The 25,918-nt window shown below is 38.8% G+C and carries 30 protein-coding genes and 1 riboswitch; of the genes, 15 read left to right on the plus strand and 15 right to left on the minus strand.

The window, feature by feature from the left end:
• Window positions 1-5: 5 nt before the first annotated feature.
• The gene (locus NU09_RS16355; protein ID WP_129752388.1) at window positions 6-2,216 is read right to left on the minus strand and encodes a thioredoxin-like domain-containing protein; all 2,211 of its coding nucleotides are present in this window, start codon (window positions 2,214-2,216) and stop codon (window positions 6-8) included.
• A gap of 27 nt (window positions 2,217-2,243) precedes the next feature.
• Window positions 2,244-3,149 carry an ABC transporter ATP-binding protein gene (locus NU09_RS16360; RefSeq protein WP_129752389.1) on the minus strand — a complete coding sequence of 302 codons (906 nt, stop codon included), beginning with the start codon at window positions 3,147-3,149 and terminating at the stop codon, window positions 2,244-2,246.
• A gap of 111 nt (window positions 3,150-3,260) precedes the next feature.
• On the opposite strand from NU09_RS16360, the gene yaaA reads away from it, so the two are divergent.
• Complete coding sequence (yaaA, locus tag NU09_RS16365; RefSeq protein WP_129752390.1) at window positions 3,261-4,019, plus strand: peroxide stress protein YaaA; 759 nt, start codon at window positions 3,261-3,263, stop codon at window positions 4,017-4,019.
• 101 nt (window positions 4,020-4,120) lie between these two features.
• Here yaaA and NU09_RS16370 read toward each other — a convergent pair whose 3' ends face one another.
• The 4 genes from NU09_RS16370 to NU09_RS16385 are packed head-to-tail and all read right to left on the minus strand — an operon-like array spanning window position 4,121 to window position 8,760.
• The gene (locus NU09_RS16370; RefSeq protein ID WP_129752391.1) at window positions 4,121-5,710 is read right to left on the minus strand and encodes a DHA2 family efflux MFS transporter permease subunit; all 1,590 of its coding nucleotides are present in this window, start codon (window positions 5,708-5,710) and stop codon (window positions 4,121-4,123) included.
• 1 nt (window position 5,711) lies between these two features.
• On the minus strand, window positions 5,712-6,791 hold the full coding sequence (locus NU09_RS16375; protein WP_129752392.1) for an HlyD family secretion protein: 1,080 nt from the start codon (window positions 6,789-6,791) through the stop codon (window positions 5,712-5,714).
• A 9-nt stretch (window positions 6,792-6,800) separates the two neighbouring features.
• Window positions 6,801-8,147, minus strand: a complete 1,347-nt coding sequence (locus NU09_RS16380; protein ID WP_129752393.1) for a TolC family protein — start codon at window positions 8,145-8,147, stop codon at window positions 6,801-6,803.
• The gene (locus NU09_RS16385) at window positions 8,137-8,760 is read right to left on the minus strand and encodes a TetR/AcrR family transcriptional regulator (RefSeq protein ID WP_129752394.1); all 624 of its coding nucleotides are present in this window, start codon (window positions 8,758-8,760) and stop codon (window positions 8,137-8,139) included. The genes NU09_RS16380 and NU09_RS16385 overlap by 11 nt, the downstream gene beginning before the upstream one ends.
• A gap of 195 nt (window positions 8,761-8,955) precedes the next feature.
• Between NU09_RS16385 and NU09_RS16390 the strand changes: the two genes are divergently transcribed.
• From NU09_RS16390 to NU09_RS16420, 7 genes are all read left to right on the plus strand, one after another.
• Window positions 8,956-9,948, plus strand: coding sequence for a hypothetical protein (locus NU09_RS16390; protein WP_129752395.1), 993 nt, complete (start codon window positions 8,956-8,958; stop codon window positions 9,946-9,948).
• Between the two features lie 90 nt (window positions 9,949-10,038).
• A complete protein-coding gene (locus tag NU09_RS16395; RefSeq protein WP_165357710.1) occupies window positions 10,039-10,596 on the plus strand; it encodes a putative glycolipid-binding domain-containing protein in 558 nt (185 codons plus the stop codon).
• A gap of 16 nt (window positions 10,597-10,612) precedes the next feature.
• On the plus strand, window positions 10,613-11,011 hold the full coding sequence (locus tag NU09_RS16400; protein ID WP_129752397.1) for a GNAT family N-acetyltransferase: 399 nt from the start codon (window positions 10,613-10,615) through the stop codon (window positions 11,009-11,011).
• Between the two features lie 39 nt (window positions 11,012-11,050).
• Entirely contained in the window at window positions 11,051-11,743 is a 693-nt protein-coding gene (locus NU09_RS16405; RefSeq protein WP_129752398.1) for an HAD family hydrolase, read from the plus strand.
• 9 nt (window positions 11,744-11,752) lie between these two features.
• Complete coding sequence (locus tag NU09_RS16410) at window positions 11,753-12,313, plus strand: YdeI/OmpD-associated family protein (protein ID WP_129752399.1); 561 nt, start codon at window positions 11,753-11,755, stop codon at window positions 12,311-12,313.
• Window positions 12,314-12,399: 86 nt separating this feature from the next.
• Window positions 12,400-13,020: an N-acetylmuramoyl-L-alanine amidase gene (locus NU09_RS16415; RefSeq protein ID WP_129752400.1), complete on the plus strand. Its 621-nt coding sequence runs from the start codon at window positions 12,400-12,402 to the stop codon at window positions 13,018-13,020.
• A gap of 2 nt (window positions 13,021-13,022) precedes the next feature.
• A complete protein-coding gene (locus NU09_RS16420) occupies window positions 13,023-13,460 on the plus strand; it encodes a DUF6526 family protein (RefSeq protein ID WP_242501895.1) in 438 nt (145 codons plus the stop codon).
• 83 nt (window positions 13,461-13,543) lie between these two features.
• Here the strand turns inward: NU09_RS16420 and NU09_RS16425 are convergent, their stop codons facing one another.
• Entirely contained in the window at window positions 13,544-13,912 is a 369-nt protein-coding gene (locus NU09_RS16425) for a hypothetical protein (RefSeq protein ID WP_129752401.1), read from the minus strand.
• A gap of 6 nt (window positions 13,913-13,918) precedes the next feature.
• A complete protein-coding gene (locus tag NU09_RS17125; RefSeq protein WP_165357711.1) occupies window positions 13,919-14,080 on the minus strand; it encodes a hypothetical protein in 162 nt (53 codons plus the stop codon).
• A gap of 304 nt (window positions 14,081-14,384) precedes the next feature.
• On the opposite strand from NU09_RS17125, the gene NU09_RS16430 reads away from it, so the two are divergent.
• Complete coding sequence (locus tag NU09_RS16430) at window positions 14,385-14,927, plus strand: YceI family protein (protein WP_129752402.1); 543 nt, start codon at window positions 14,385-14,387, stop codon at window positions 14,925-14,927.
• Between the two features lie 27 nt (window positions 14,928-14,954).
• Here the strand turns inward: NU09_RS16430 and NU09_RS16435 are convergent, their stop codons facing one another.
• From NU09_RS16435 to NU09_RS16445, 3 genes are all read right to left on the minus strand, one after another.
• Window positions 14,955-15,362 (minus strand): hypothetical protein, encoded by a 408-nt coding sequence (locus tag NU09_RS16435; protein ID WP_129752403.1) that lies wholly within the window; start codon window positions 15,360-15,362, stop codon window positions 14,955-14,957.
• A gap of 81 nt (window positions 15,363-15,443) precedes the next feature.
• Entirely contained in the window at window positions 15,444-15,950 is a 507-nt protein-coding gene (locus NU09_RS16440; RefSeq protein ID WP_129752404.1) for a hypothetical protein, read from the minus strand.
• Between the two features lies 1 nt (window position 15,951).
• Window positions 15,952-16,212, minus strand: coding sequence for a hypothetical protein (locus tag NU09_RS16445; RefSeq protein WP_129752405.1), 261 nt, complete (start codon window positions 16,210-16,212; stop codon window positions 15,952-15,954).
• Between the two features lie 156 nt (window positions 16,213-16,368).
• Between NU09_RS16445 and NU09_RS16450 the strand changes: the two genes are divergently transcribed.
• Window positions 16,369-16,749: a hypothetical protein gene (locus tag NU09_RS16450; RefSeq protein WP_129752406.1), complete on the plus strand. Its 381-nt coding sequence runs from the start codon at window positions 16,369-16,371 to the stop codon at window positions 16,747-16,749.
• Here NU09_RS16450 and NU09_RS16455 read toward each other — a convergent pair.
• From NU09_RS16455 to NU09_RS16465, 3 genes are read right to left on the minus strand one after another with little or no spacing between them, the layout of a single operon-like run.
• A complete protein-coding gene (locus NU09_RS16455; RefSeq protein WP_129752407.1) occupies window positions 16,746-17,525 on the minus strand; it encodes an ABC transporter ATP-binding protein in 780 nt (259 codons plus the stop codon). The genes NU09_RS16450 and NU09_RS16455 overlap by 4 nt on opposite strands.
• Before the next feature lie 11 nt (window positions 17,526-17,536).
• Entirely contained in the window at window positions 17,537-18,568 is a 1,032-nt protein-coding gene (locus NU09_RS16460; RefSeq protein WP_129752408.1) for an iron ABC transporter permease, read from the minus strand.
• A 6-nt stretch (window positions 18,569-18,574) separates the two neighbouring features.
• Entirely contained in the window at window positions 18,575-19,714 is a 1,140-nt protein-coding gene (locus NU09_RS16465) for an ABC transporter substrate-binding protein (RefSeq protein WP_129752409.1), read from the minus strand.
• Window positions 19,715-19,762: 48 nt separating this feature from the next.
• Window positions 19,763-19,965: riboswitch (cobalamin riboswitch) on the plus strand.
• A 32-nt stretch (window positions 19,966-19,997) separates the two neighbouring features.
• Here NU09_RS16465 and NU09_RS16470 point away from each other — a divergent pair.
• A complete protein-coding gene (locus NU09_RS16470; RefSeq protein ID WP_129752410.1) occupies window positions 19,998-21,830 on the plus strand; it encodes a TonB-dependent receptor plug domain-containing protein in 1,833 nt (610 codons plus the stop codon).
• A 14-nt stretch (window positions 21,831-21,844) separates the two neighbouring features.
• Window positions 21,845-22,882 (plus strand): YncE family protein, encoded by a 1,038-nt coding sequence (locus NU09_RS16475; protein ID WP_129752411.1) that lies wholly within the window; start codon window positions 21,845-21,847, stop codon window positions 22,880-22,882.
• Window positions 22,883-22,952: 70 nt separating this feature from the next.
• Here the strand turns inward: NU09_RS16475 and NU09_RS16480 are convergent, their stop codons facing one another.
• On the minus strand, window positions 22,953-24,419 hold the full coding sequence (locus tag NU09_RS16480; protein ID WP_129752412.1) for a S41 family peptidase: 1,467 nt from the start codon (window positions 24,417-24,419) through the stop codon (window positions 22,953-22,955).
• Between the two features lie 115 nt (window positions 24,420-24,534).
• Here NU09_RS16480 and NU09_RS16485 point away from each other — a divergent pair, with 115 nt between their 5' ends.
• Genes NU09_RS16485 through NU09_RS16495 form a run of 3 tightly spaced genes read left to right on the plus strand, consistent with a single transcriptional unit; the run spans window position 24,535 to window position 25,916 of the window.
• Window positions 24,535-25,050, plus strand: a complete 516-nt coding sequence (locus tag NU09_RS16485) for an RNA polymerase sigma factor (protein WP_129752413.1) — start codon at window positions 24,535-24,537, stop codon at window positions 25,048-25,050.
• The gene (locus NU09_RS16490; protein ID WP_129752414.1) at window positions 25,031-25,465 is read left to right on the plus strand and encodes a hypothetical protein; all 435 of its coding nucleotides are present in this window, start codon (window positions 25,031-25,033) and stop codon (window positions 25,463-25,465) included. The genes NU09_RS16485 and NU09_RS16490 overlap by 20 nt, the downstream gene beginning before the upstream one ends.
• A 4-nt stretch (window positions 25,466-25,469) precedes the next feature.
• Window positions 25,470-25,916, plus strand: a complete 447-nt coding sequence (locus NU09_RS16495) for a DUF4252 domain-containing protein (protein WP_165357712.1) — start codon at window positions 25,470-25,472, stop codon at window positions 25,914-25,916.
• Window positions 25,917-25,918: the final 2 nt, after the last annotated feature.

The following is a 25,918-nucleotide window of genomic DNA, read 5'->3' on the forward strand; positions in this document are numbered from 1 at the left end:
TAAAATTATTTTTCTTCTCCTAAGTTAAGGGCGTCCCTAAGCATTTTTTCAAAGTTTGCCTCCGAAGGATAAGGTAATTCAGAGTTTACAAAGTTTCCGTCAGGATCAATAAGAATAAAACGTGGTATACCCTGTACGTTATATTCCTTCATAAACTTGTTAACATCATTTGCATGTAGCTGTAATACACTTTTAGATTTTTGGTTTACATCCACATACCAATCATCTATACGCCTGTCTACGCTTAGGGCAATAAACTGAATTTGCTCATTTTTATATTTAAAAGCAAATCGTTCAAATTTAGGACTTTGTTCCCTGCATGGTCTGCACCATGTTGCCCACACATCTATAGCCACATATTTACCTTTAAAATCATCCAGAGTGTAATTTTTCTTATCGTTGCTTACACCATCAAACAAAGGTGCTTTATTTCCTTTTTCAAGGGTTTTATAAAGGTTTACTTTAGAAGTCAATAATTTAGCATACCTGCCATCTGTAAACAGAGGGGAATATTTAGCCATAAGGCTGTCCCTTTCGGTAGTGGTAGATGCCTGTTGCAGGCTTTCTCCCATTTGCCAGTAAAGCATTTTATCCCTAAAAGTACCTTTGTCAAGTTTTTCAATACCCTGTAAGGTCTTAGTGTTTTCATCAAGTTCCTCCTTATTTTCGGCTATTATCTGGTTTTTCAGGTAACTGAAGTAATCCTGATCGCTTAATAGTCCTTCATCATTCAGCGGAACTTTTGCCATCATTGCTTTAATATCTTCATTACCTACAGTTTGCTGATCAGGATATAAAGCTATACGTTTTTTTAAATAAGAGTTCCAGTAAGTCAGGTATTTTATAGTAATAAGCCTTTCTTCCTGCAGGCGGTAATCTTCACGTGTGATATAATTATCTGCAGTTTTAAAGTTGTCAGATCCTTCAATTTCACCTTTCCACTCCTTAACCAGTTCACGAATAAAATAGTCTGGTTTGTCAAGATCACTGTTATTTTGAAGCATGTATGCTACATTACTCCATAAGGTATATTTTTCTTTTTTATATTGATTTTCTGCCAGTCTTGTACCTCTGTATTCAGCAACTGCAGCAACTTTATTTGCTTTAATTTTAATATATACACTATCCTTATTGCCTATTACTAAATCTGCTTTTAATTCACTAGATAGTTTAAGAGCATAAATATCCAGTGGCAGGTTTTTATCTATATGATAGCTGAATTTGTTGTCTTTTACTGGTATTGCAGCTATGGTATCATTTACAAAATTATCTGTCAGATACAAGGTGTCAAAATTATTTTCACTTTCAAATTCTCCTGCAATAACTGTCTTACCGTATGGCTCCATAACATTTGGGATTAGAGTATACCATAAAAGCCCTCCTAAAATAATAACCACGCCTGCAAGTTTGCCCGTGCGCCCTCCGCTGCCTGCAAAAGCCCTTACAAAGTTTTTGTGTTTGTACCATTCAAAACCAATGTAAAGTAATAACAGACTGCAAATAACAGAAACACATTCAGAATATGTAATCCAGTAACCTAACTGGCTTCCTTCAGGATTACGGCTTACCTGATATAACATTTCCATAGGGTACCATGCCGGGAATACCATAAAGTTTACAGCAATAAGATATCCTAAAATAATGGCAACACCTATTAAAATAGGCCATATAAAACTGGGCAGTAATACACAAATAACATATTGCAGTGCACTAATTGCAAGTGATGCAAGGAAGAGCCTTATTACCAGCCAGAATACGTGAGAAAACTCAAAAGAGAATGAAACTGTATCCGGTGTATCAAGGAACGAATACATTATGTAACTACTTATAAAAGTTACTACTATATAAGTGGCTATTGCAATTAGATTGGTTATAAGTAATATGGAAAACTTTGAGAAGTATATTGACAGCTTTTTAATTGGTTGTGTTTCCATAAGCTGCCATCCACCATTTTTATGATCCAGTTGCGTAAGCCTACTGGCAGAAATTATGATGATAAGCGGAAAAAAGAATCCGGCAAAAGCTTCAACAATTGCATCAAGTGTATGGGTAAAATAATTATAAGGTAGTCCCGGTTTTATATTTCTATTTTCAATAATAGTTATAATAGCATAAATTATTGGGATAATCGCGGCAATTATTATAGAGGTTAAATATACACCCGTCCCTTTTCTTTTAAGATGTTCTGCCTTTAAGGCAGTTAAAAAAGTTTGCATTATATATAGTTGTTGGTAAGGTTAATATTAGTTTACAAGTGCCATGAACCATTCTTCAAGACCGTCCAGGATTTTTATCTCATAGACTTCGGCACCATTGTTTACAAGGTTTTTTGTAAAGCCCGGAATTTCTTCGCGGTTTGCCAGTTCCAGTGAAAGCTGAGAATTGTTTTCCAGTAAAACAGTAGGATTGTCTTTTACCAACTGTTCATGCCAACGCGGTGCATCATTTATGGTTATACGTATTTTGCACAGACCGGATTTTTTGGAAAGTTCTTCCATAGTACCTTCAAACTGTATTTTACCTTTACTCACAATACCAACATGGGTACACATTTTCTCGATTTCGGCAAGAAGGTGGCTCGATACAAAAATGGTAATCCCTTTTTCCCTGTTAAGTTTTACCAGCAGTCTTCTTATGTCTTGAATACCGTTAGGATCAAGGCCGTTAACAGGCTCATCCAGTAAAAGCAGCTCCGGCTCGTCCAGTAGGGCAATGGCAATGGCAAGGCGCTGTTTCATTCCAAGGGAATAAGTTTTTGCTTTTCTTTTACCATCCCTTTGCAGGTCTACAAGTTCCAGTACCTCATTAATCCTGCCTTCGGGTACATCGCGCAGTTTTGCAATGTATTTAAGGTTGTCATATCCGCTAAGGTGAAGATACAGTGCCGGGCTTTCTACCAGCGCACCTATTTTTTTAAAGGAAGCGGGAAGCTCTTTATGCAACGGTTCCCCAAATAAGTAAATGGAATTATTCTGTTGCGGTAGTATACCTGTTAATAATCGCATGGTTGTCGATTTTCCGGCTCCGTTAGGACCCAAAAAACCATAGATAGAACCTTTAGGAACATTTAAGGAAACATTGTCCAGGGCTTTTCGGTTTTTGGAATAGTGAAAAGTAAGGTGCTCCGTCCTGATAATGTAGTCTGTCATTTTATTTTAGTTGGTTAATGGTTAAATAAGAAAACTCCTTATTTATAGTATTCGTATATGTTTTGCCGATAATGTTACAATCATTAACTTTGAAACATAACAAATTAGTATATGAAGATCGTTATATCTCCTGCAAAGTCGCTTGATTTTGAAACAAAATTACCTACAAGAAAAAATTCACAACCTGCCTTTTTAGAGCAAAGTGAGGTTATTCATAAAACACTTAAAGAAAAATCGCCGTCGCAACTAAGCAAGCTTATGGACATAAGCGATAAACTTGCCGAACTTAACTGGCAGCGCAACCAGGAATGGAAAACACCGTTTACCACTAAAAATGCGCGTCCCGCAATGTATGCCTTTAACGGGGATGTATATGTGGGGCTTGATGCCTATACCATACCAACAACAAAACTTAATAAGCTGCAGGATAGCCTAAGGATACTTTCGGGACTTTATGGCGTATTAAAACCGTTAGACCTAATACAACCTTACCGACTTGAAATGGGTACTCAGCTATCAGTGGATGGAAATAAGAATCTATATGAGTTTTGGAAAAAAACGGTTACCCAAGCCTTAAATGATGAGCTTAAGGACGGCGAACTGTTTGTAAACCTTGCCAGTAAGGAATACTTTGACGCTGTAGATACAAAGGCTTTAAAGGTGCCTGTAATTACTCCTGAGTTTAAGGACTATAAAGACGGTAAACTTAAAATGATAAGCTTTTTTGCCAAGAAAGCGAGGGGTATGATGGTACGTTATATAATAGACCATAATATACGCTCCCTTAACGGATTAAAGGGTTTTGATTATGAAGGTTATAAATTTGACGCCAAATTATCTAAAGGCAATAAGCTGGTTTTTACAAGATAGAAACTTATAAAACATAAAAAACTCCGAAGTTGCCTTCGGAGTTTTTTGTTTGAACACTTTGGCAAAAGCCTAATGTTGCGATATTAAATAACCAAAACAATTTAGTGCATTGCCTCACTCATATCTACTTTACCTTTTCCGCGTTTAACAAGCAGTATAAACGGTATACATAATAAGAATAGTATACCCAGGTACATAAATACATCCATATACGATAGTATAGTTGCCTGTCTGTTTACATTAATGTCAAGTACCTGATGTGCTTTAGCTAACGATTCGCTTGCAGAAAAGCCTTTTGCCATAAAGCCATGTTTTAGCTGCTCTACACGTTGCTGTACCGCAAAACTTGCTTTATCAAGGTGAGATATTAAATCTACCCTGTGCTGTTGGCTAAACCTTGAAATAAAAGTGGTAATGATGGCAATACCAAAAGAACCACCTAACTGACGCATCATACCTGTAAATGCTGCCCCTTCACCAATTCCTTTACCTTTAAGGGTAGAAAGTGACAGAGTGGTAATAGGTACAAACAGTAGTCCAAGTCCCATACCTCGCATAATAAGTGGCCAGAACATATGTTCTGATCCCGTATCATTGGTTATGATGTTATGCATCCAGAAGGTAAAGAAGAAGAATACAAGGAAACCAACGGCAACCATATAGGTTTGCGGTACTCCTTTTTGTATTAATCTACCTATTATAGGCATCATAAAGGCTGTTGTTAATGAACTTGGAATTAGCAGTAATCCCGTTTCAAAAGCCGTCCATCCTAAAACAGACTGTGTATATATAGGGACGATAAATGTTGAACCATACAAACCAAAACCGAGTATAAAACACATAATAGTACCTATTCGCAGGTTACTGTCCTTGAGGACGCTGAGGTTTACAATAGGGTATTGATAGGTCATTTCCCGCCAAATAAATGCGAGTAGACCAAAAACGGTTATAATGCTCAGCATTATAATGGTAGGGTCGGCAAACCAGTCATCCTGCTGCCCGTGTTCCAATACATACTGTAAAGAACCGATAAACGAGGCCAGAAAAACAATACCCCACCAGTCAACCTGACTGGGTTTAAGTTTTTCGCCATATTTAGGGCTTTTTACATACATAAGTGTAAGTAACGTGGCGATAATACCCAACGGAACGTTAATGTAAAATATCCATCCCCAGTGAACGTGGTCTACAATATAGCCACCCAATGGCGGACCCAATGTAGGACCTACAATTACACCCATACCATATATGGCCTGTGCCATACCTCTTTTTTCGGCGGGGTAACTCTCGGTAATAATGGTTTGTGCTGTTACCAAAAGGGCACCACCACCCATACCCTGTATGAACCTAAAGAATACAAGCTCCCATATATTAGTGGCATTACCACATAAAAAAGAAGCTACGGTAAATACTATAATAGACACGGCAAAATAATTTCGTCGTCCAAACTGCTGAGACAGCCAGCTTGTCATTGGTATAATAATAACGTTAGCAATAGCATAGGCAGTAATTACCCAGGCAATGTCGGTAAGGGTTGCACCCAGTGTACCGCGCATTTCGTTTAATGCAACGTTTACAATGGTAGTATCTACAATTTCAAGCAGGGCACAGAGTACCGCGGTAATGGTAATAATTACCCGCCTAAAGCCATATTCTACCAGGCTGTCATCCTGTGTTACTGTTGCTGCCATATTATTTTATGTGTACATCTACTTCTACGTTCATACCCGGACGAAGTAGTTTTACTTTTTCTTTATCGTTATTTTCAGTTAAGCTGATTTTTACCGGAAGCCTTTGTACTGTCTTAACGAAGTTACCTGTAGCATTATCCGGAGGAAGTAAAGAGAAACGGGATCCTGTAGCAGGAGAGAACGATGTTAATACACCTTCAAACTCGGTATCAGGATATGCATCTACTTTTACAACTACTTTTTGGCCTTCCGTCATTTTGTTAAGTTGGGTTTCCTTAAAGTTAGCTACTACCCAAGTCTCATTATTGTTTATTACATAGAATAATGCCTGTCCCGGTGCTACTAGCTGTCCCGGCTGTAAATCGATAGTAGAAACCTGTCCGTCTACAGAAGCCGTAACTACAGTGTAATCCAAATTAAGTTTTGCAGCATCAAGAGCAGCTTTAGCCTTCTCAATATTAGCAGCAGCAACTTCCGTTTGTTTGTTGGACACATTCGACTTTGAGATAATCGCATTTTTTTGGTAGTTGCTGGCTGCCTGTTGTTGCTGTAACACGTTTAACTGTGCTTCAGCCTCTTGCTTAGCGGCTTGCGCCTGCTCAAATTGTTGTTTAGTTATGGAGTGATTTTTATATAGGTTTTCGTAGCGTTCAAAGTCGTTAGTGGCTCTCCAAAGCCTAACTTTAGCGGCCTCTATGTTTCCCTTAGAAGACTGTACATTAGCCTCAGAAACCGATACGTTAGCAGCAGCACTTCCTACATCGGCTTTAGCGGCAGCATAACTACCTTCTGCAGCAGCAAGGGCAGCTTTAGCTTCTTCAACCCTTACTACATAATCTTTATCATCTATAACAAAAAGCGTATCGCCTTTTTTTACAAAATCGTTGTCTTTTACATATACTTTAGTGATGTACCCTGTAACACGAGGTATAATAGGGCTCATGTTTTTTTCTATCTGCGCATCATCAGTAGTTTCATGAGCTAACGAGTGAAGGTATTTGTAAGTACCATAAGTTCCGCCAACAGCTACAAGTGCTATAAGTATAAAAAGGAACTTTTTATTTGTTTTCTTTTTTTCCATGATGGATGATTATTTTGTTTGAGTAAGATTGAATGAGTTAGTTAATTTTCCTGAAACATTTAGCAGTTCATAATAACGCTGTGTAATATCTGCTTTAGAGAATGTTTCATTAAGTTTTGCCTGAAGCTGTTGTACATCGGCCTCTAAAAGGTCGTTTGTATCGCTAAGGCCGTTATCATATTTATCTTTTACAATACGGTAATTTTCGTCTGCCTGAGCAACGGCTTCTGTATAAACCCTGTTTTGTTTAATGGCAAGGTTATAATTTTCAAGGGCATCCTGTACCTGAACCTTAATCCTGTCGGTAAGTATTTCCACTTCCTGTCTTGTAGCTTCTGCACGGCTGGCAGCTGTTTTAACATGTTTGTTGTTTTTAAACAGGTTAGAAAGGTCATAAGAAATACCTACACCAAAGTTCATAGCATTGGTTACCTGAAATACGTTTTTAATATCAATAGCAGCATAACCACCTAAAAGTGTTACGGTAGGGTAGTAGTCAGCTTTAGCAACTTTCATGTTGGCTTCGCTGGCTTTTTGCTGCCATCTTAAAGCTTCAAGGTCATTTCTCTGGCTTATGGCATCCTGTTCTGTAACAGCAGTGTTTAATTCAGAAGCTTCTTCAAAATAAGCTCCGTTTGGTTCTATCTGAGTTCCTTCAGGAAGTTTTAGTAATGTTACCAACTGGTAGTTAATTGTAGAAGCTCTTTTTTTAGCATCTTCAAGAGAAAGCTCAATGTTAGATGCCTGTAACTGTGATTTAAGCAGGTCGTTACGGGCAATGATACCATTTTGCTCCATAGCTGTAAAGTCGGTAACACGTTGGTTAGCGCTTTTCAGGTTCTCCTGAATCAGGCTTATAGACTCCTGAGCTTTATAAAGGTTAACATACAATACTATGGTTTGCATGGCTATCTGCTCTTTAGTATGCGCTGCATTAAAGCTTTCTGCATTATAAGCATCGGTAGAAGCCTCTATGCTGTTTTTAAGCTTAAAGCCAGAAAACAAAGGCATACCTACGGTTGCCATACCTACCATAAGCTGGTCTACCTTTGGAGTTCCCGAAGCGGTTTGACCATCTTCGCTATCACCTGTAGGTAGTTTAAGTGTTATGTTTGGGTTTGTAAGCCTTTGGTATTGCCCTGAAAGTTTAACTTCAGGATAAATATTATTCTTTACGCTTTCCATTTCATACTTTGAAGTGGAAACCTTAGTGTCGGCAAGTGTTGCCTCATTACTTTTTGTAACTGCCAGGCCTATGGCCTCATCAAGGTTAAGCGGCTTTTTTTCCTGAGCCTGCATTGTGATAATGCCGGAAAAAATTAACGCCCCGGCCAGCAGTAAATATCTAGTTTTCATAAACTAAAAGTGCTTTAATGGTTTGTTTAATGTGAATTGTTAATTCGTTTTTTATATAATCTTCATAAGCTTCATCAGTAGCAATTCCTAAATGAGCTTCGAAGAAAGGCCTGTTCATCTGGAAGTGTACCAGTGTACCCATAATAGTAGGGGGTATAAGATTAATGTTTACATCTTTTCTAAATATTCCCTGTTCCTGTCCCTCATTAATAATCTTGGTAAAAGCCTCCATATTCTGGCGTTTTACATCAGTAAAAGCCTTCATATCCATTATCCTTTTTTTGGTTGAAAGTTCAAAGTGCAGTATCTGGTACATACACTTGTTTTTATTGATGCGGGAAATGTAAAGGTCTATCAGGCGGTCTACTTTTTCGGAAGGAGTAAGGTTTTCCTTAGAAATAATGTCAAGCTGCATTTTCATATCCGATGTACGGTATATTATAAGAGCTTCCAGCATTTTTTCTTTTGAACCGAAATAATAAGAGATCATTGCAATATTAACCTTAGCAGCTTTAGCTATACTTCTTATAGAAGTGCCGTCAAAGCCTTCGCTGGCAAACAGTATCTCTGCTGCTTTGAGTATCTCTAACTGCTTATCATTATATTCTGTCATGATATAGAATTCAAAATTCTCTGCAAAGTTAAACGTTTGTTTAAATTAAACGTTTGTTTAAATTTACTGTTAACAGTTATTTAACAAATAACGTTATAGTTAGTAAGGGTGTTAAAAAGTATACTAACCCTTTACGTTATTCCGTTAGTATTATGTTACAAAAAACCAAATATCAAATTTATTCTCGTAAGCCAAATGAAGATTTTAAAAGCCTTTCTATTAAGTTTAGCCCTATGCAGTACGGCCGGAGTTAATGCACAAAAGGTATTTGCTTCTGCAAAATATACCCAAATGTGCAGTTATTACGGAGAAGCTGTTACGGGTGATATCCATGCCTATAAACCTGAAGCCTCGGCAGAGTCGGCAGTAAAAAATATTATGTCGGTAATTGGCCTTAAGGCTAATTTTGAATTGCGTGCTGCAAATGTACCTAATGCTGCTGCCGTTATTTTAAAAGGTAAACGCTACATATTATATAACCCAAAGTTTATGGCTAACATCAACTCGGTAACAGGTAGTGACTGGGCAGCCATAAGTATACTGGCACACGAAATAGGGCATCACCTTAACGGGCATACGCTGGACAATGTGGGCAGCAGACCACAAACAGAACTTGATGCCGATGAGTTTTCCGGTTTTGTATTGGGCAGGTTGGGAGCCACTCTTGCCGATGCTCAGGCTGTAATGGGTACCATAGCTAGCATTAAGGGGTCGCATTCTCATCCTCCTAAAAGCGACAGGCTTATTGCTATTGCGGCTGGATGGAACAGGGCAGGCGGGAATGTTGTTGCTGCACAGCCTGTAGTGCAAATCCAACCCGAAAAGCCAAAACCTGTAGCGGTTGTCGAAAAGCCAAAAGAGGTAGCCCAGCCTAAACAGGTGTTAGTACAAAAAAACCTAACTCGTGAAGAAAGAATACAGCAAAGTGCACAGTATGATAAGAACATAGCCAGCGATGCTTACTTTCGCCATGACCCTAAGGGCAAATATTACCTGACGGTAAAAGGTAACCTGGTTCAGGTGGAGAAGGATAAAGTATATTTAGTAGCCAGACTCGTGAGGTCAAACAGATCGGGGTATAAAATGATGCTTACCGATAATGATAAAACCAACTTATATATAGATAACGGAGGTGCTTTGGTTAACGAATCGGGCAGCACGGTGGGTGTACTAAAGGCAAGGCGTTAAATGTCTGATTATTAATAATTATTTGCCGATAAAATAGTAAATTAGATGCGGTTTTGGCTGTGGCTGAGACCGCTTTTAATTTTCAAGGATATGCAGTTGAGTATTTTATGGAAGGGGATAAAAAACGACACAGACGAACATTGTGCCGTAAATTACCGTGATACCACTATCTCGGTACATTCTGAAATTGAAGGTTGGGTTAAAAGAAAACCTGTTTATGCAGAATACTGGTTAACACTTAATAATAACTGGGAAGTAAGGTCGTTTGAAATATCGGCTAATGTGGCTGATAAGACTTATAAATATTCTTTAGGTTTAGATGATAACGAACACTGGAAATGCAAAAAGAACCTGCCTCACTTTTACTTTGAAGGCTGTAACTATATTGATATATCGCTAACTCCGTTAACAAACACGCTTCCGGTAAATAATTTACATTTACTGAAAGGCGAGAGCAAAGAGATTAGCCTTATTTATGTAGATATACTGGCTAATGAAGCAAGGAGGGAAAGGCAAAAATATACCAGGTTGGATGAGCAGCTTTACCGCTTTGATAACCTGAAAGGCTTTACGGCAGATATTGAGGTAGATAAGGATGGTTTTGTAGTGGATTACCCGGGGTTGTTTGAGCTAGTACAGATTAGATAAACTATTTAGCTATATAATGGAACTTAACTACAGGATTAACTCCGTACCACATACGCTTGATATTATAGACCTTTATACCAGTGCCGGATTGAAACGTCCGGTTGAGGATGCCGAAAGAATCGGTACCATGTATGCCAATTCCAACCTGATAGTATCGGTTTACCACGAAGATAGACTGGTAGGGGTAGCACGTTCGGTCACAGATTTTTGTTATTGCTGTTATCTCTCAGATCTTGCCATAAGGGAAGAATATAAAAACCTGGGTATTGGCAAACGTCTTATAGAACTTACACAGGAAAGGCTTGGGGATAAGGTTGCCCTGTTATTGCTTTCGGCACCGGGTGCTATGGAGTATTACCCAAAAGTTGGTTTCGAAAAAATTGAGAATGGCTTTATTATTCACCGTAAGGTTTAAGCTAAATCTTTAAATTTGTAGAAAACCATTTGTAAAGCCATGAAATCTTTAAAAGTAATTGCCTTTGATGCCGACGATACCCTTTTTATAAACGAACCCTATTTTGAAGAGACCGAAAAGAAATTTTGCGGACTCATGGAAAACTATCTTTCTCATCAAAGCCTGTCTCAGGCACTTTTTAAACACCAAATAGAAAACCTTCCGCTGTATGGTTATGGCATAAAAAGCTATATCTTAAGCATGATACAAACAGCCATAGAGGTTTCAGATGGTACAGTAAGCATAAAACATATCGATAAAATACTGGAACTGGGTAAGGAGCTCCTGCAAAAGCCCATAGTGTTATTAGAGGGGGTAGAACAAACCCTGAAGGCACTTCATAGTAATTATAAACTGGTCGTGGCAACAAAAGGCGACCTTAAAGACCAACAGCGTAAGTTGCACGATTCAGGCCTTGGGGAATACTTTCACCACATAGAGGTAATGGCTGATAAAAAAGAGCTTAACTATAATAAGCTTTTAAAAAGGCTGGATATAGAGCCGCACGAGTTCTTTATGATAGGGAATTCGTTAAGGTCAGATGTGTTGCCGGTGCTTAATATTGGCGGATATGCCTGCCATGTTCCGTTTCATACTACGTGGGCACACGAGCTTATAGATCATGAAATTGAACACGATAACTTTTATGAGATAAAAAAACTGAACGAAATTATCCCCTTACTGCTTCCTTAATTACTGTCTATGAAACCACGCTTTTTTAAAACTCCTGCCGACTTTAGAGAATGGTTAGAAGAGAATCATGAAACAGCCCCCGAGCTGCTTGTGGGTTTTTACAAAGTAGGAACCGGAAAGCCAAGTATTACATGGCCGCAATCGGTAGATGAGGCATTATGTTTTGGCTGGATAGACGGCATTAGGCGTACTATTGATGAAGAAACTTATTCCATACGGTTTACTCCGCGAAGGCCAACCAGTATATGGAGTGCGGTAAACGTAAAAAAGATGGAAGAACTCCTTGGAGCCGGTTTGGTCAAGCCTATGGGGATAGCAGCTTATGAAAAGCTGAAAGAGGGTAAAACTAAAATATATTCCCATGAAAGGAAAGCACCTGCAGAGTTTACCAAAGAGCAGGAAAAACTGTTTAAAACCCACAAAGCTGCCTGGGAATTTTTTAATGCTCAGGCACCTTATTATAAAAATCTTATGAAGCACTGGGTTACTTCTGCCAAGCAGGAAAAAACACAGATATCCCGACTGGAAAAACTGATAGATACGTCAAAAAAAAGCCAAAGAATCCGATGAAAGGTCATTTTTGTACGTTAAAGCGCACATTTTTTTATATATTTTTGGTGGTGTTAGTATAAACATAAACTCAAAACCAGCTAATTATGAAAAAACACCTTATCAGAAATCTTTTCGCTATCGGAGTACTAATATGTTTTGCTTTTGCATTACCAAATTTCAGCAAAAAAGAATTTAACGTAGTTATTGATGCCGCACACGGCGGTAAAGACTATGGAGCTGTATATAATGATTACATGGAGAAAGATATTGCTGCAATTATTGCTAAGAAGATTGAAGCACTTAATAAAGACAACAAGGATGTAAAAATACATTTCACAAGAACAGGAGATGAATTCGTGAACTTAAACGAAAGGGTAGAGAAAATTAATAAAATTAAGCCCGATCTTGTTTTATCTTTACACCTTAATGCTGCAAGAAATCCTGAAAACACCGTTTCAGGAATGGAGATTTTTATAGCTAAGGAGTCTGACCAGAAAGAACAGTCAGCACAGTATGCAAAACAGCTTACCGAAAAAATAGGAAAAGATTATACTGTGGTAACTAAAGAAGCGGGTTTCTATATGCTTAAAAAAGCAGAAGCTCCGGCGCTTGTTTTTGAAATGGGCTTTATTACTTCAGAAAAAGACAGAGGTTACCTTACATCAGAAGAAGGTCAGGATAAGCTTGCTACCCTAATAGCAAACTTTATTACCGACATAAAATAATTATGATGAAAGAACAGAACTATACAAACCACATACGTTTTTACACACCGCACCATTTTGTGTTTTACCCTGTAATGATTTTATTAATGGGTATGTGTGTAGGATATGCTTTTAATAACGAAGACTGGCTTATATGGCTATCTATGTTCCTTCTTTTTTTATCGGTTACATTGGTAAGCTTTATGCTAAGGCAACATTATGCCTTAACGCTGCAGGACAGGATAGTTTTACTGGAACTGCGTTACCGTTATTATGCAATTACGGGCAACAGGCTGGAGTCTTATGAAGAGAATCTTAGCAAAGGACAGCTTTTTGCGCTTCGTTTTGCTCCCGATGATGAGCTTCCCGCCTTACTGCAAAGGTCAATAGACGAGAACCTATCGCCAAATTCTATAAAGAAATCGGTTAGAAACTGGAAACCCGATAATAACAGGGTATAAAATAAAAGAAGCCTGCTCTAAAGCAGGCTTCTTACATAGAATTAGGGTTGGAACCCACACAAAAAAAATTCTTACTCTAACTCCTAGATGTTTCTTCGGTCGTCGTGGTCATAATGTTGTTCGTCATCATTATAATGTTGTTCGTCATCATTATAACGTCCGTGCGTTCTTCTTTCCTCATCAATGTCTCTGCCGGGGCTGCGCTGCATCTGATCACTTTCATTCCAGTTACGGTCTGTATCTCCGTTTGCCCTGCGTTCTTCACGCCAGGTATTCTCATCTTCATTAAAAGTTCTGGAGTGCATTTGCCTTGCATCGTCAAGGTTACCTTCTGTAGAGGACCTGTTGTCCCTTTCCCAATATTCCCTACGGTCGGCATTACGCCCCCTTGCCCTTACAGGCTCGCCGGATGTGTTGCCTAAATGACCGGTATTTTCATTTATATCAGTCATAATATCTTAGTTTGAATTATTATTGTTTTCTCTTTCTTTTCTTTCTGCTACCTTTTCAGCTTCAGCAACATATTCCTTCGTTCCTTTAAGGTCTTTTTCGCTTAAATCTTCCCCACTTGAAACTTTAGGAGCAGGGGTTTGTCTTTGATCTTCTTCATTATGTCCCATAACTCTTTTATTTTTTGGTTATATACAAAGTTCGCTACTATATACTGCCTACAGAAGCCAATTAACAGTACTTTTTAGGTAAAATGTTAGAAAAAGTTTTAACAGTAAGCGGCAGGGCCGTATTCAACGCATATTAACATTTAAGGCCTTAGCATTTATAAAGGAAAGTTTAACAAACAATTCACTTAAAGAGTTGTAAAAGAGGGAATAATAGTGAGTAAATTAGTAGTTAGATTATAAGGTTATCCTTATAAAAAGGAAATCCAAAAGTCAGATTTAACCAATTTAAAATAAACATACTATTATGGAAAGAGCAAAATGGACAGTGGATCTATCCCATTCTGATATACAGTTTAAAATAAGGCATTTGGTTATAGCAAATATTTCAGGGTATTTCAGGGCATTTTCGGGTACCATGTATGCCGGTAAGGATGATTTTACCGATGCCGAGTTTAAACTTGCCGTTGATGTTTACAGTGTTGACACCAATAATGTAGAAAGGGATGAACACTTAAAGTCAGCCGACTTCTTTAATGCTGATTACTATCCTGAAATGGAGTTTGTATCGCAGTCTTTTAAACATATTGACGGAGACAGGTATGACCTTACCGGAAACATAACTATAAAAGGGATCACAAGACCAATAACCTTTAAGGTACTATTTGGCGGAGAAGCTAAAGACGGCTTTGGTAATATGAGGGCCGGTTTTGATATAAGCGGAGAAGTAAACCGTAATGATTTTGATATACATTCTAACGATACTACAGAAGCAGGCGGACTGGTATTGGGAGAAGAAATTAAAATGCATGCTAACATACAATTTGTAAAGGAAACCGATTATAATTAAAAAAAGCAGGATTTTATCCTGCTTTTTTTATGTATCCATATTTCCTCGATTCCGTTTGTTCTCAGGATGCGAAGGTGGATATCTGTCCTCTTCCGTATCCGAATTGAAATCGCGGTTCTCGGCTGTTTCCATGTCTTCGGCCTCATTGGCAGTACCGCGGCTTTTGTCTATTACTTTACCATTGTCGCGAGTAGTTTTGTCACTCTGGCTTACGGGTACTGCATTTTCCTCATCTACATCTCGGGCACGTTTTTGTATCTCCATGTTGCCTTCTTCATCTTTCTCAACTTCGGGTTTTAACTTCCTTTTAGAAGGGTCATAATTATTGGGCAGGTTCTCGCCGCTAAAGCCTTCATTTTTAGGACTCATTTTTTCCCTGTTGTCCATTTTTTTAGACCCTAAATCTTTTGGGTCATCTGTTCCTCCCTGTGTCATAGCAATTGATTTTTAGGTTATTCTGTCATAATATTACCACTTACATCACAAAAACAAAAGCCATTTAACAAAGCCTTAGCGCTACCTGTAGTTGACAATAAAATCGTAGTGTGACTGCACTATATTATTGACTGTTTTTTCAAGCGAATCATCTAGTGCGCTGTACCCGTCCTTTAGCTTTCCTGACGAATCAAAATAGTCGGGCAGCTTATATTCTATAAGTACGTTGCCATCGGTATAAATATCCCCAACATTAAAACTTAGCTTATAACTGTTTTGGCTAAACTCAATTTTCATGGTGTAGCGAATCCTGAAATAAAAAACCTCACCATAGTTACGGTAGTAAAAGGCGTTCTTTTTAAAAGAGCTTATGGTCAATGAGTTGTCTGTCACTTCGGTAATATCAACAGTGTTTTTGCCAAAGTTATACTCCATGGCCCAGCTTTGTGTAAGCTTTATAAGTTTGTCATTAGGGATGCTGGGTATACTTACTTCTATTGGATCAAATCCATAAGACTGCAACTCCATTACCGGAGGCTGCGCCCATGCAACACAATAAAAAAAGAGTAATAGTAAGGTTATCCTCATATCAGGAATTTTTAAGAGCCTTTTCAAATTCTTCCTGTATCCTGCTGTTAGATATCAGTAAAGGTTTTTTGTCTATGCTTATGGTAATGTCGTCACCTTCTATAGAGTAGGTTCCTGCAAATTTCCCAAGTGGGGTATTACCTTCAAAATTACCTGTTTGGTCGTTTCCGGCTAAATTGCCTTTATCGCCTACGGTACTCTTTATCTTGTTGAGCAGTTCGGTTTTATCACCCGGATATTTTACTGTAAATTGATTAGCCATAATATTTTGATTTTGATTTATAGTAAAGTTACAGAAATTATAAGCGGGGCTATGTTTACCTTTTGTTAAAAGGCGTAAGAAAAATACTTAGTAATGGGTATTTTAAAGGCTGGTTTTAGCGTTATCTTTGATAGGATAACCCATAAATTTTTTAGTATGGCAAAGGCTGTTTTAGTAGTGTTGTTTTTGCTGAATGCTGTTGTTGGCGCTGCACAAACGCTGGTATCGGGTATTTATACCACAATAGATGGTATAGACCAGATAAAAGTAAGTCAGACTGATTCCGAAGTGATATTTGAATATATTACCGAAAGTACTAATGTCTATAAAAAAGGGGAAGACGGATTGTTTTATGACGTGTATGATAAAGAAAACTACGTTAAGGTAATTAGTGATAATGAGTTTTACTATGGTAACCCTTTAGGTGAATTTCAGTTTATTTACAGTAACAGAACTGATTTTGAACCCGATCCTTTTTATGAAGATTCAGGTGATGAATATGAAGAGGAAACAGAAGAGAGTATTGATGAAGATTAATCCTTTACAATAAAACGACCCTTTTCTTCATCAAAAGTAATACTGTCGTCGTTAAATAAACGGTCAAATACTTTTTTGCTAATTAAATTAGCAGGTGTATCCTGAATTACTTCCTGAGGGGTCATAACAACAATATCACTGCTTAACTGTAAAGCCAAATCCAAATCATGGGTAGAGTAAAGTATACACTTACCCGTTTCTGCCGTTAACCGTTTTAATAGGCGAAGCAGGCTTACTTTATGCAGCAGGTCAAGGTGGGTAGTGGGTTCGTCGAGAATTATTATGGGCGTATCCTGAGCCAACGCACGTGCTATAAGCACTTTTTGTAATTGCCCATCGCTTATTTCATGATGCTTTTTATCGGCAAGATGTTCAATTTGTGTAAGCTGTATGGCTTTGTTTACCTGAATTATATCCTCTTGAGAAAGTGTTCCTAACCAGTTGGTGTAAGGTTGCCTTCCTAAAGCGATGAGTTCAAAAACGGTAAGGTTACTTGGCGGCAGGCTTTCTGTTAGCACTATACTAAGGTTTTGGGCCAGTTCCTTTGCATGGTAAGAAGCCAGTTCCCTTCCGTTTAAATGTATGCTTCCTGCTAAGGGTTTTTGTATGGCAGTAAGTGTACGTAAAAGGGTAGACTTACCTATTCCGTTTGCACCTATAAGCGCAGTAAGGCTTCCTTTTGTAAGGTTAAGGTTTATATCATGGGCTATTACCGCTCCCGATTTTTTTTCAGGGTAGCCAATGCTCAATCCGTTTGCGGTTAAAACTGTTTCCATACTGCTCATTTTTAACTGAAAGCTCCTTTCTTTTTCCTGAATAGCAGCCATATAACTATAGGCGCACCAATAATAGAGGTTATGGCGTTTATAGGCAATACAAAGCTGCTGCCCGGCCATTGTGTAACTGTGTCGCAAATAAGCATAATAATAGCTCCTGCAAGCAGCGTTGCCCAAAACAATACCATGTGGCTGCTGGTTTTAAATAACAGTTTTGCTATGTGCGGTACCGCAAGCCCTATAAAGGCAATAGGCCCTGCAAAAGCAGTAACACAACCGGTTATAATACTGGTGGAAAGTATGATGATAAAGCGAGTTCTGGTAAAATTTATACCAATGCTACGTGCATAGCGTTCGCCCAGTAGCATAGCGTTTAGTGGTTTTATACAGGCTACAGCCATAAGTAAACCAATAATACAGGTCGCCGAAAGTATGGCAATATTTTCCCACGAAAGGTTACCCAAACTGCCTAATGCCCAAAAGGTGAATTTTTGTAATTGTTCGGCGTTGCTAAAGTAACTTAATACCCCGACTATAGCACTGGCAAAACTGCCAAACATAAGCCCTACAATAAGTATCGCCATGGTGTCCTTTAGTTTTTGGGCAACTAAAAGCACTGCCAGCAATACCATAAAACTACCAAGCGTAGAGGCCAATACAAGTCCGTAAGCGGAAGAGAAAAAACTACCCACTACAGGAACAATACCACCACCTAAAATAACCATTGCCACCATAAGGCTGGCTCCTGAACTTAACCCCAATACATTGGGGCCGGCAAGCGGGTTACGAAACAGCGTTTGCATTAGCAGTCCGCCTACAGAAAGCCCCATCCCAACAATAACCGCGGTAATGGCCTTAGGCAGCCTATAGTTAACGATAATATATTCCCAGGTAGATTTAGAAGCACCGTTCCCTAACAGGCTTTGCACCACATCCTTTACGGGTATGTTTACCGACCCCAGGCTGATGTTTACCAAAAATACCGCTACGAGGGCTATGCCCAGTAAGGTAAAAAGTAATGTATATCGTTTGGTGTACAGCAAGGCAAATTATTTAAGTTGTTCAAAAAACTCAAGTTTGTGGTCTATAAGTAATCCTGGGTGTAATATTTTTATAAGGTCTTTAAGTACAAGGTCTGGCCTGTTTGCCGAAAGCTCATAATAAATCACGCCGCCGGTAGATCCTTTTTTACTGCTAAAGGAGTATACCTTTTGCTCCTTAAATGCCCTGAATTGCCCATAATGCGGATTACTGTCTGTCATTTCCTGTAATGACGTGAAATGGCTTGGGCCAATCCAGTATTCTGCATCCTGAGCTTTATCCAGTACCGTTTCTAACGACAGGCTAAGGCTTCCGGTTCCTTTAGAATCTTTCCAAAGGTAATCAGCGTTAGCATCTTTTAAAAATAATGCTGCCCAGCTGTCGCCCTGTGGCAGGTACCAGTGGTCCTGATAAATAGCCCCGCCAAGAACAGTTGGTCTATCTGTTGCCTGTTTGGCAATTTCCTTAGCCTCAAGGTAATCTTTTTCTATTTGTTTAAACAGTTCGTCTGCTTTATCATCCATACCGTACAAAGCCCCAAAAAACTTAATCCATTCTGCTTTTCCTAACGGATTCTGCTCTGTCCAGTCGCCGTTGTATAATACTTTCAGCCCGCTTTTTTCAAGCGTGTTCATCGACTTGTTATTGCTACTGATACTAAAGCCTATAATAGCTTCTGGAGCAAGGTCTATCATTATTTCGGTGTTTATACTTTCGTTCACACCTACATCCTTAACAAAGCCCTCGTCAATACGTTTTCGCGTCTTTTCGCTCGAAACATAATCAGTATGGGCAAAACCTACCAGTGTATTTTCTACCCCAAGCATTTCCAGTGACGGAATATGTGTGGTTGAAGTTACCACAACCGATTGTAAAGGTACTTCAAGTACCGTGTATTTTTTTAGGCTATCGGGTACAATTTCACCTTTTTGCTGCATTACATAAGTATAGCTTTCCTCGGCATCCGGCCACGGATTTGTAACCTTAACTATAGAAAATCCGTTGTATTTATATATCTCCAGTCCGTTTGCATAAGTAACTGAATTTTCAACAGTTGGAGCGGTTTTATCAGTCGTTTTTTGCTCTCTTTTACAGCCTGTTGCAAGCAACAGTAAAAAAGCAATAATTAGGTAGTGTAGGATTTTCATAACAAATATTAAACTGCTGCAAATGTATAAATTTCAATATAAATCCTATATTTGCACCCAACTTAAGGTTGTAGTGTGCCGGCAGCACACTGCATTAAAAGGGAATCAGGTGTAATACCTGAGCTGTTCCCGCAACTGTAAGCTTATCCCTTTTGGGAGGCTGTTGTTAACTGCATGCCACTGCCTGTATAGGCGGGAAGGTGAACAACAGTACGCAAGCCAGGAGACCTGCCTTAGGAGTTAACAATTATTCGAACCTTCGGGAAAAAAGGTTCAGGAAATTATGACGCTTAAAAAGATCATCCTAGTTTTTACAGTATTACTGTGCCAGTATATATGGGCGCAACAGGATACTATTGTTCAGTTGAAGGAAGTGGTTATATCGGACACCCAACTAAAAAACTTTACGAATACACAATCGATACTAACCCTTAACGATTCGGTTATCAATATCAACCAGTCGTCGCTTACTTCATTACTGAATTATAACACCACAGTTTATTTCAAGGAAAACGGGCTGGGTATGGTGTCCTCACCATCTTTCAGGGGTACTACTGCCCAGCAGACTGCGGTGGTCTGGAACGGTATTAATATCAACTCACAGCTTAACGGACAAACCGATTTTAATGTAATTAATACCCGCGATTTTGATGCTATCGATGTAAGGGCAGGTGGCGGAAGCGTTATTTACGGCAGCAGTGCCATAGGTGGGAGTATTCACCTTAACAATCAGTTGGAGTATAAAAAGAAATTCACCAATTCGGTAAGGGCAAACTACGGCAGCTTTAATACGTTTGGGGCTAACTATACCGGTACTGTTGCCGATGATAAGTTTAGTGCCGCATTAAGCATTACCCGAAACAGTTCTGATAACGATTATGACTATGTGGGTAAGGATGGACATAATCTTAACGGTCAGTACTATAACAACAGTGCTTCGGCAACTTTGGGTTATAAAATCAATCAAAGCAATGTCCTTACCCTCTATAGCTACCTGTTTGACGGCGAAAGACATTTCTCGCTTATTTTTCCCTCTGAAACCAGAACAAAATACTACAATCTCAATACCCGTAATATGCTGGAATGGACAGGTAATTACGGCAGGTTCACCTCTAAGCTTAAAGGGGCTTTCCTGAGTGAGAAGTACAAGTACTACGACAATATTGATGACAAAGGTTACGATTACGGAAAATCTGAATCGGTAATTGGTAACTACGACCTTCTGTTCCGGATAAACGATAAGATAAAGCTTAATTCGGTTTTCAATTTTACACAAACCAAAGGGTATGGTTCTAACCTTGAAGGAGCAGAAAGAAGCATTGGTTCTGCCGGTTTATTATTTAGCCATGCGGTTACCCAAAAGCTTTTGTATGAAGCAGGCTTAAGAAAAGAAGCTACCAATAATTACGACAGTCCGCTATTGTATTCGGCAGGTGTACGATACAGGGTTTCCGATTTTTACCTGGTTAGGGTAAACGGTTCCAAAAACTTCAGGATACCAACCTTTCAGGATCTATACTGGCAGGGTAGCGGGAATACCGATTTAAAACCGGAAAGCTCAGTGCAGGGAGAGATAGGTAATGAGTTTACCATAAAAAATGTATCATTAACCCTTACCGGATATTATATTAAGCTTAAAGATATGCTTAGATGGTTGCCTACCGGCAGTGTATGGCGACCACAAAACACCGACAGGGTTCGTACCTATGGCCTTGAAGCTGCCTTTAAATACACTAAAAACTTCAATAACCATCAGTTTGCATTTAATGCCGTGTATGGTTATACAAAATCGGAAGATGAAACTACAGGCTACCAGCTTATTTATGTTCCTTATAACAAAGCTTCGGGAGCACTGTCTTACAACTATAAAAAACTATCTGCCTACTACCAGTTTCTTTATGTAGGGGAAGTGTTTACAAGGTCAGACAATAACTCAAGATATAATATAGACGCTTACAATACAGGTAATGTGGGCGTGGAGTACAATTTTGGAAAATCAAAAATATACAGGCTGGGAGCACAGGTGCTTAATGTTTGGAACGCAGACTATGTAAATGTAGACAGCAGGCAAATGCCCGGCAGAAATTATAATATATATCTAACCCTTAAACTTTAACTAAAACTAATTCTATGAAACTTAGGAATTCTCTATTCGCTTTATTGGCAGGTTCTCTGTTTTTCGTGTCTTGTAGCAGTGACGACGATACTACTCCTGTAGCTTCGGGCGCTTATGCAAACGGAACTTTTGTACTTAACGAAGGTAACAGTAACCCGTCTTCAGGTACAGTATCTTTTATTGGTAATAACGGTGCTTTAGAGCAGGATATTTATACTGCTGTAAATCCGGGTGCTCCTGCTATAGGTACTTACCTTCAGTCTATGTTCTTTAGTGATGATTATGCATTTATCATCTCGGGACAGGCAAATAAAATTACTGTTGTAGACCGTTATACTTTTGAGTTTGTAGCCAGTATAGATACAGATTTTACTAATCCGCGTTATGGTGCAGTTATAAACGGCAAGGCTTATGTAACAAACACTAACGATTACGGGCTTGCAGACGATTTCCTTACTGTAATTAATCTTGAAGACTTTAGTACTACTACTGTAGATCTTAATAATTATGCAGAAAGAGTACTTGTTGAGAACGGTAAACTTTATATCGCAAACGGATATTACGGCAGCGGTACATCGGTAACTGTATTTAACCCGGCTAACAATACTGTTGATACTGTAATTGAACTTGGAGATTCGCCAAACTCTTTTGATGAGCAGGATGGTGCACTTTATGTAATGGGTGACTCTAAAATAAGCAGAATCAACCTTTCTAACAACACTGTAAGCGGTACTATTGAGCTTACTGAGGCTTTAGCAGGTGCTAAAAACCTTACTATTGAAGAAGGAAATATATATTTTACTGTTGATACTGCAGTATACAGCTTTTCTGTAAACAGCAATACCTTACCTACAGAAGCTGCATTTAGCTATGAGTCAAACTCTGCTTGGGGAGCTATGTACGGATTTAATGTTTATGGAGGAAGAATTTATATTGCTGATGGTGGTGATTTTTCTTCGGACAGCGAAGTTTATGTTTACGGATCAAACGGAACACTTATATCTACCTATGAGGTAGGAGTAGGGCCTAACAGCTTCTACTTTAATAATTAGTAAATTACTCCAGATTATATTGGTAATTTTGTTTAAGTTGAAAAGGCTTCCCGAGGGAAGCCTTTTTATTTTATTGCGGTAAGTTTTTTATAAGATGGTCAAGCCCTTTAGGAGCTTCTTCTATAAACATTTCTTCGCTAAATGGCTGCAGGTTTTTAGAACCCTTAAATAACCTGTGTGATTTGTGTGGCTGTTGCGGCATTCTGCCTGCTGCTGTTATCTGATTTATGGCGGTAGCCAATAAAGGTTCATCAGGACTGCCTATTACGCCAAGGTTGTCATAATCTTCGGGCATTTCTATTGTAGGTTCTATACCTTCCTCATATTCACCAAAGCCGTTCTTGTTTACAATTTTAAGCACTATAGGCTGCATGGCATAACGGTGGCTTGGGTCTACATCATTTTTAGAAAAATCAGGGGAGTCATATAATGTTACCGAACCCACATTTTTACCTATGGTGGTGGTTCCTATTACAACCACATCCACATAAGGCTTAAGGCAGTTTATTATCAGCTCGCTGGCAGAAGCAGTACTTCCTGTAGCCAGTATATAAACCCTGGTTAGATTAAGATGGTTAATGCTTGTGTTGTCAGACAACGATGAGGTAAAGTTATTGGTAATCGCTTCGGGATTGTTATCTTCAAAATAACTTTGCAGTTTAGGATTCCATTGTTCCTTAGCAAAAAGCTGCCCTTCAAGCTGCTGCCCTGTAATCATACTGGCAAGGTAAGTTGCAGTCCTTACAGATCCGCCTCCGTTATAGCGAAGGTCAAGTACAAGTTCGTTAACCCCCTGTGCGACAAAATCGCCAAAAGCATTGTTAAGTTCGGCATCATAAGGACTATAAAAGCCATTGTACATTAAATAACCTATAGTTTTGCCACCTTCATTATAAACCACATCACTAAAATAAACAGGGTCTTCGGCATATTGTGCTTTAGTAAGAGTTACCGATTCTCCGTTAGGAGTTACCGTACCGTCATTATAATCGGCTAGGTTAAGTGTATAAGTATCGCTTCCTAAAAGGTTACGGTAATTATTAACAGTCAGGCTAACTCCGTCTACAGCATAAAAAATATCCCCTCTCTGAATATCTTTAGCAGAAGCATCCGTATCGGGCAGTATATAACGAACATATCCAAAAATTGATGTCTGGGTTTCGTCAGTATATACAAGGCCATATTCTACACCATTGCTTTTTGAAACCCCCTGTAGTGCGGCTTCCAATACATTATAGTCTGATACTAAAACACTAAACCTGTCGCTTTTGGCAGTACTCGTAGGGTCTACATACTTAAGATTATTAAAAAGCGCCTCAGGACTTGAAAAGCCCTGTAAGTAAGAGTTAAGCTCTCCCTGATTACCAAATCGGTTATCAGCCAGGTCCGGTACATCCGGTTGCCAGTAATAATACAGGTTAAGCCCTTTCCATATAAAGTCGTTAACAGGAACGGCTTTGTCGTCCATATCATCACAGCTTTGCAGGGTAAAAGCCGAAAGAAGCAATAAGGTAAGGATGGTACTTATCTTTTTCATGTAAGCAGTTTTAAGTATATAAAACGTAAATTTAATATTTTTAATATTATTTGTAACAAAAAATAAAGGTATTCGTCTTCCTATTATAAAACCAATAACAACCAGCATTAATGTAATGAACCAGTCGGAGTTTGTAAATATTATCACTCCTTTTAAAGACCGGGTATACCGGTTGGCAAAAAGGCTCCTTATAAGCAATGAGGAAGCCGAGGATGCCACGCAGGAGGTTATGGTACGGCTTTGGAAAAACAAGAATAAGCTGGAAAGCTATTCAAGTGTAGAAGCACTGGCCATGACAATAACAAAAAATTACTGTCTGGATCAGTTAAAGTCTAAAAGGGCAACAGAAATGAGATTAGTACATTCTAATTACAGTGACCGGGAGCCCGGACTGCAGCAACAGGCAGAAGACCGAGACAGTTGGGAATGGGCAGAAAAGCTTATGAATAAGCTCCCGGAACAGCAGCGCCTTATTTTGCAGATGAGGGATGTGGAACAGTATGACTTTGAAGAGATTGCAAAAATTATGGATATGAATGAATCGGCAGTGAGGGTAGCCCTGTCCCGCGCCAGAAAGATGATGAGGGAAGAACTAACAAAAATGCACAGTTATGGAATTAAGAGAAATTGAAATACTACTAGATAAATATTTTGACGCAGAAACCAGTGTTGCCGAAGAAAATCAGCTTAAGATGTACTTTTCTTCATCCAATGTGGCGCCTCATTTGGAGCAGTACAGGTCTATGTTTGGATATTTTGCCCAGGCAGGCAGGCAGCGCTTTGAAAAGACGATACCATTAAAAACTAAGAAACGCTATGTAGGATGGCTATCGGTTGCAGCAAGTGTTGTTATAGCATTTGGCGTGTTTACCTTTATTAACAAGGAACCCCAGGAAGACCTTGGTACTTTTGATGATCCCGAAATTGCCTTAAGGGAAACTCAAAAAGCACTTAACCTGCTTTCTAACAATGTAAATAAGGGAGTAAACAGCATTAACTACCTGGAAGAGTATGAGAACTCAAGAAAAACAATTTTTAAAAAATAAAACAATGAAAAAATTTATAGCCATTTTAGTAATAATGCTTTCTCCGGTGCTGTTTTATGCACAGAGCGCATTCGACAAATTTGATGACAAAGACGGTATAGATGTGGTTTCGCTGGATAAAACTATGCTTGATCTTGCCGGTGACGACCTTAAACTAGGTAATGATGAGCAGGATATGGTAACCAAGTTTACTAAAGACCTGCAACAGCTTAAGATTTACAGTACTGAGGTTAAAAAATACAAGAACCAAATTGCCGATGCTGTAAAGAATTATGTAAAGGACAATAAACTGGAATCTCTTGTTAGTGTAAAGGATGACGGCGAAACCGTGAAAATTTACGCAAGACACAACAGGAGTGATGAAACTATTGAAGAAGTGTTAGTGTTCGTAGACAGTGGTAAGAAAGACGAGACAGTTCTTGTTACCTTTACCGGAAAAGTGAAACTATAATA

It is taken from the genome of Flavobacterium beibuense, assembly GCF_004151245.1.
In the GTDB taxonomy this organism is placed as follows: Bacteria; Bacteroidota; Bacteroidia; order Flavobacteriales; family Flavobacteriaceae; genus Flavobacterium; species Flavobacterium beibuense_A.

Excerpts from the sequence above, each read along its gene's own strand:
- NU09_RS16355 (WP_129752388.1), bottom strand. The coding sequence starts at position 2,216 with ATGCAAACTTTTTTAACTGCCTTAAAGGCAGAACATCTTAAAAGAAAA.
- NU09_RS16360 (WP_129752389.1), bottom strand. The coding sequence starts at position 3,149 with ATGACAGACTACATTATCAGGACGGAGCACCTTACTTTTCACTATTCC.
- yaaA (WP_129752390.1), top strand. The coding sequence starts at position 3,261 with ATGAAGATCGTTATATCTCCTGCAAAGTCGCTTGATTTTGAAACAAAA.
- NU09_RS16370 (WP_129752391.1), bottom strand. The coding sequence starts at position 5,710 with ATGGCAGCAACAGTAACACAGGATGACAGCCTGGTAGAATATGGCTTT.
- NU09_RS16375 (WP_129752392.1), bottom strand. The coding sequence starts at position 6,791 with ATGGAAAAAAAGAAAACAAATAAAAAGTTCCTTTTTATACTTATAGCA.
- NU09_RS16380 (WP_129752393.1), bottom strand. The coding sequence starts at position 8,147 with ATGAAAACTAGATATTTACTGCTGGCCGGGGCGTTAATTTTTTCCGGC.
- NU09_RS16385 (WP_129752394.1), bottom strand. The coding sequence starts at position 8,760 with ATGACAGAATATAATGATAAGCAGTTAGAGATACTCAAAGCAGCAGAG.
- NU09_RS16390 (WP_129752395.1), top strand. The coding sequence starts at position 8,956 with ATGAAGATTTTAAAAGCCTTTCTATTAAGTTTAGCCCTATGCAGTACG.
- NU09_RS16395 (WP_165357710.1), top strand. The coding sequence starts at position 10,039 with ATGCAGTTGAGTATTTTATGGAAGGGGATAAAAAACGACACAGACGAA.
- NU09_RS16400 (WP_129752397.1), top strand. The coding sequence starts at position 10,613 with ATGGAACTTAACTACAGGATTAACTCCGTACCACATACGCTTGATATT.
- NU09_RS16405 (WP_129752398.1), top strand. The coding sequence starts at position 11,051 with ATGAAATCTTTAAAAGTAATTGCCTTTGATGCCGACGATACCCTTTTT.
- NU09_RS16410 (WP_129752399.1), top strand. The coding sequence starts at position 11,753 with ATGAAACCACGCTTTTTTAAAACTCCTGCCGACTTTAGAGAATGGTTA.
- NU09_RS16415 (WP_129752400.1), top strand. The coding sequence starts at position 12,400 with ATGAAAAAACACCTTATCAGAAATCTTTTCGCTATCGGAGTACTAATA.
- NU09_RS16420 (WP_242501895.1), top strand. The coding sequence starts at position 13,023 with ATGATGAAAGAACAGAACTATACAAACCACATACGTTTTTACACACCG.
- NU09_RS16425 (WP_129752401.1), bottom strand. The coding sequence starts at position 13,912 with ATGACTGATATAAATGAAAATACCGGTCATTTAGGCAACACATCCGGC.
- NU09_RS17125 (WP_165357711.1), bottom strand. The coding sequence starts at position 14,080 with ATGGGACATAATGAAGAAGATCAAAGACAAACCCCTGCTCCTAAAGTT.
- NU09_RS16430 (WP_129752402.1), top strand. The coding sequence starts at position 14,385 with ATGGAAAGAGCAAAATGGACAGTGGATCTATCCCATTCTGATATACAG.
- NU09_RS16435 (WP_129752403.1), bottom strand. The coding sequence starts at position 15,362 with ATGACACAGGGAGGAACAGATGACCCAAAAGATTTAGGGTCTAAAAAA.
- NU09_RS16440 (WP_129752404.1), bottom strand. The coding sequence starts at position 15,950 with ATGAGGATAACCTTACTATTACTCTTTTTTTATTGTGTTGCATGGGCG.
- NU09_RS16445 (WP_129752405.1), bottom strand. The coding sequence starts at position 16,212 with ATGGCTAATCAATTTACAGTAAAATATCCGGGTGATAAAACCGAACTG.
- NU09_RS16450 (WP_129752406.1), top strand. The coding sequence starts at position 16,369 with ATGGCAAAGGCTGTTTTAGTAGTGTTGTTTTTGCTGAATGCTGTTGTT.
- NU09_RS16455 (WP_129752407.1), bottom strand. The coding sequence starts at position 17,525 with ATGGAAACAGTTTTAACCGCAAACGGATTGAGCATTGGCTACCCTGAA.
- NU09_RS16465 (WP_129752409.1), bottom strand. The coding sequence starts at position 19,714 with ATGAAAATCCTACACTACCTAATTATTGCTTTTTTACTGTTGCTTGCA.
- NU09_RS16470 (WP_129752410.1), top strand. The coding sequence starts at position 19,998 with ATGACGCTTAAAAAGATCATCCTAGTTTTTACAGTATTACTGTGCCAG.
- NU09_RS16475 (WP_129752411.1), top strand. The coding sequence starts at position 21,845 with ATGAAACTTAGGAATTCTCTATTCGCTTTATTGGCAGGTTCTCTGTTT.
- NU09_RS16480 (WP_129752412.1), bottom strand. The coding sequence starts at position 24,419 with ATGAAAAAGATAAGTACCATCCTTACCTTATTGCTTCTTTCGGCTTTT.
- NU09_RS16485 (WP_129752413.1), top strand. The coding sequence starts at position 24,535 with ATGAACCAGTCGGAGTTTGTAAATATTATCACTCCTTTTAAAGACCGG.
- NU09_RS16490 (WP_129752414.1), top strand. The coding sequence starts at position 25,031 with ATGGAATTAAGAGAAATTGAAATACTACTAGATAAATATTTTGACGCA.
- NU09_RS16495 (WP_165357712.1), top strand. The coding sequence starts at position 25,470 with ATGAAAAAATTTATAGCCATTTTAGTAATAATGCTTTCTCCGGTGCTG.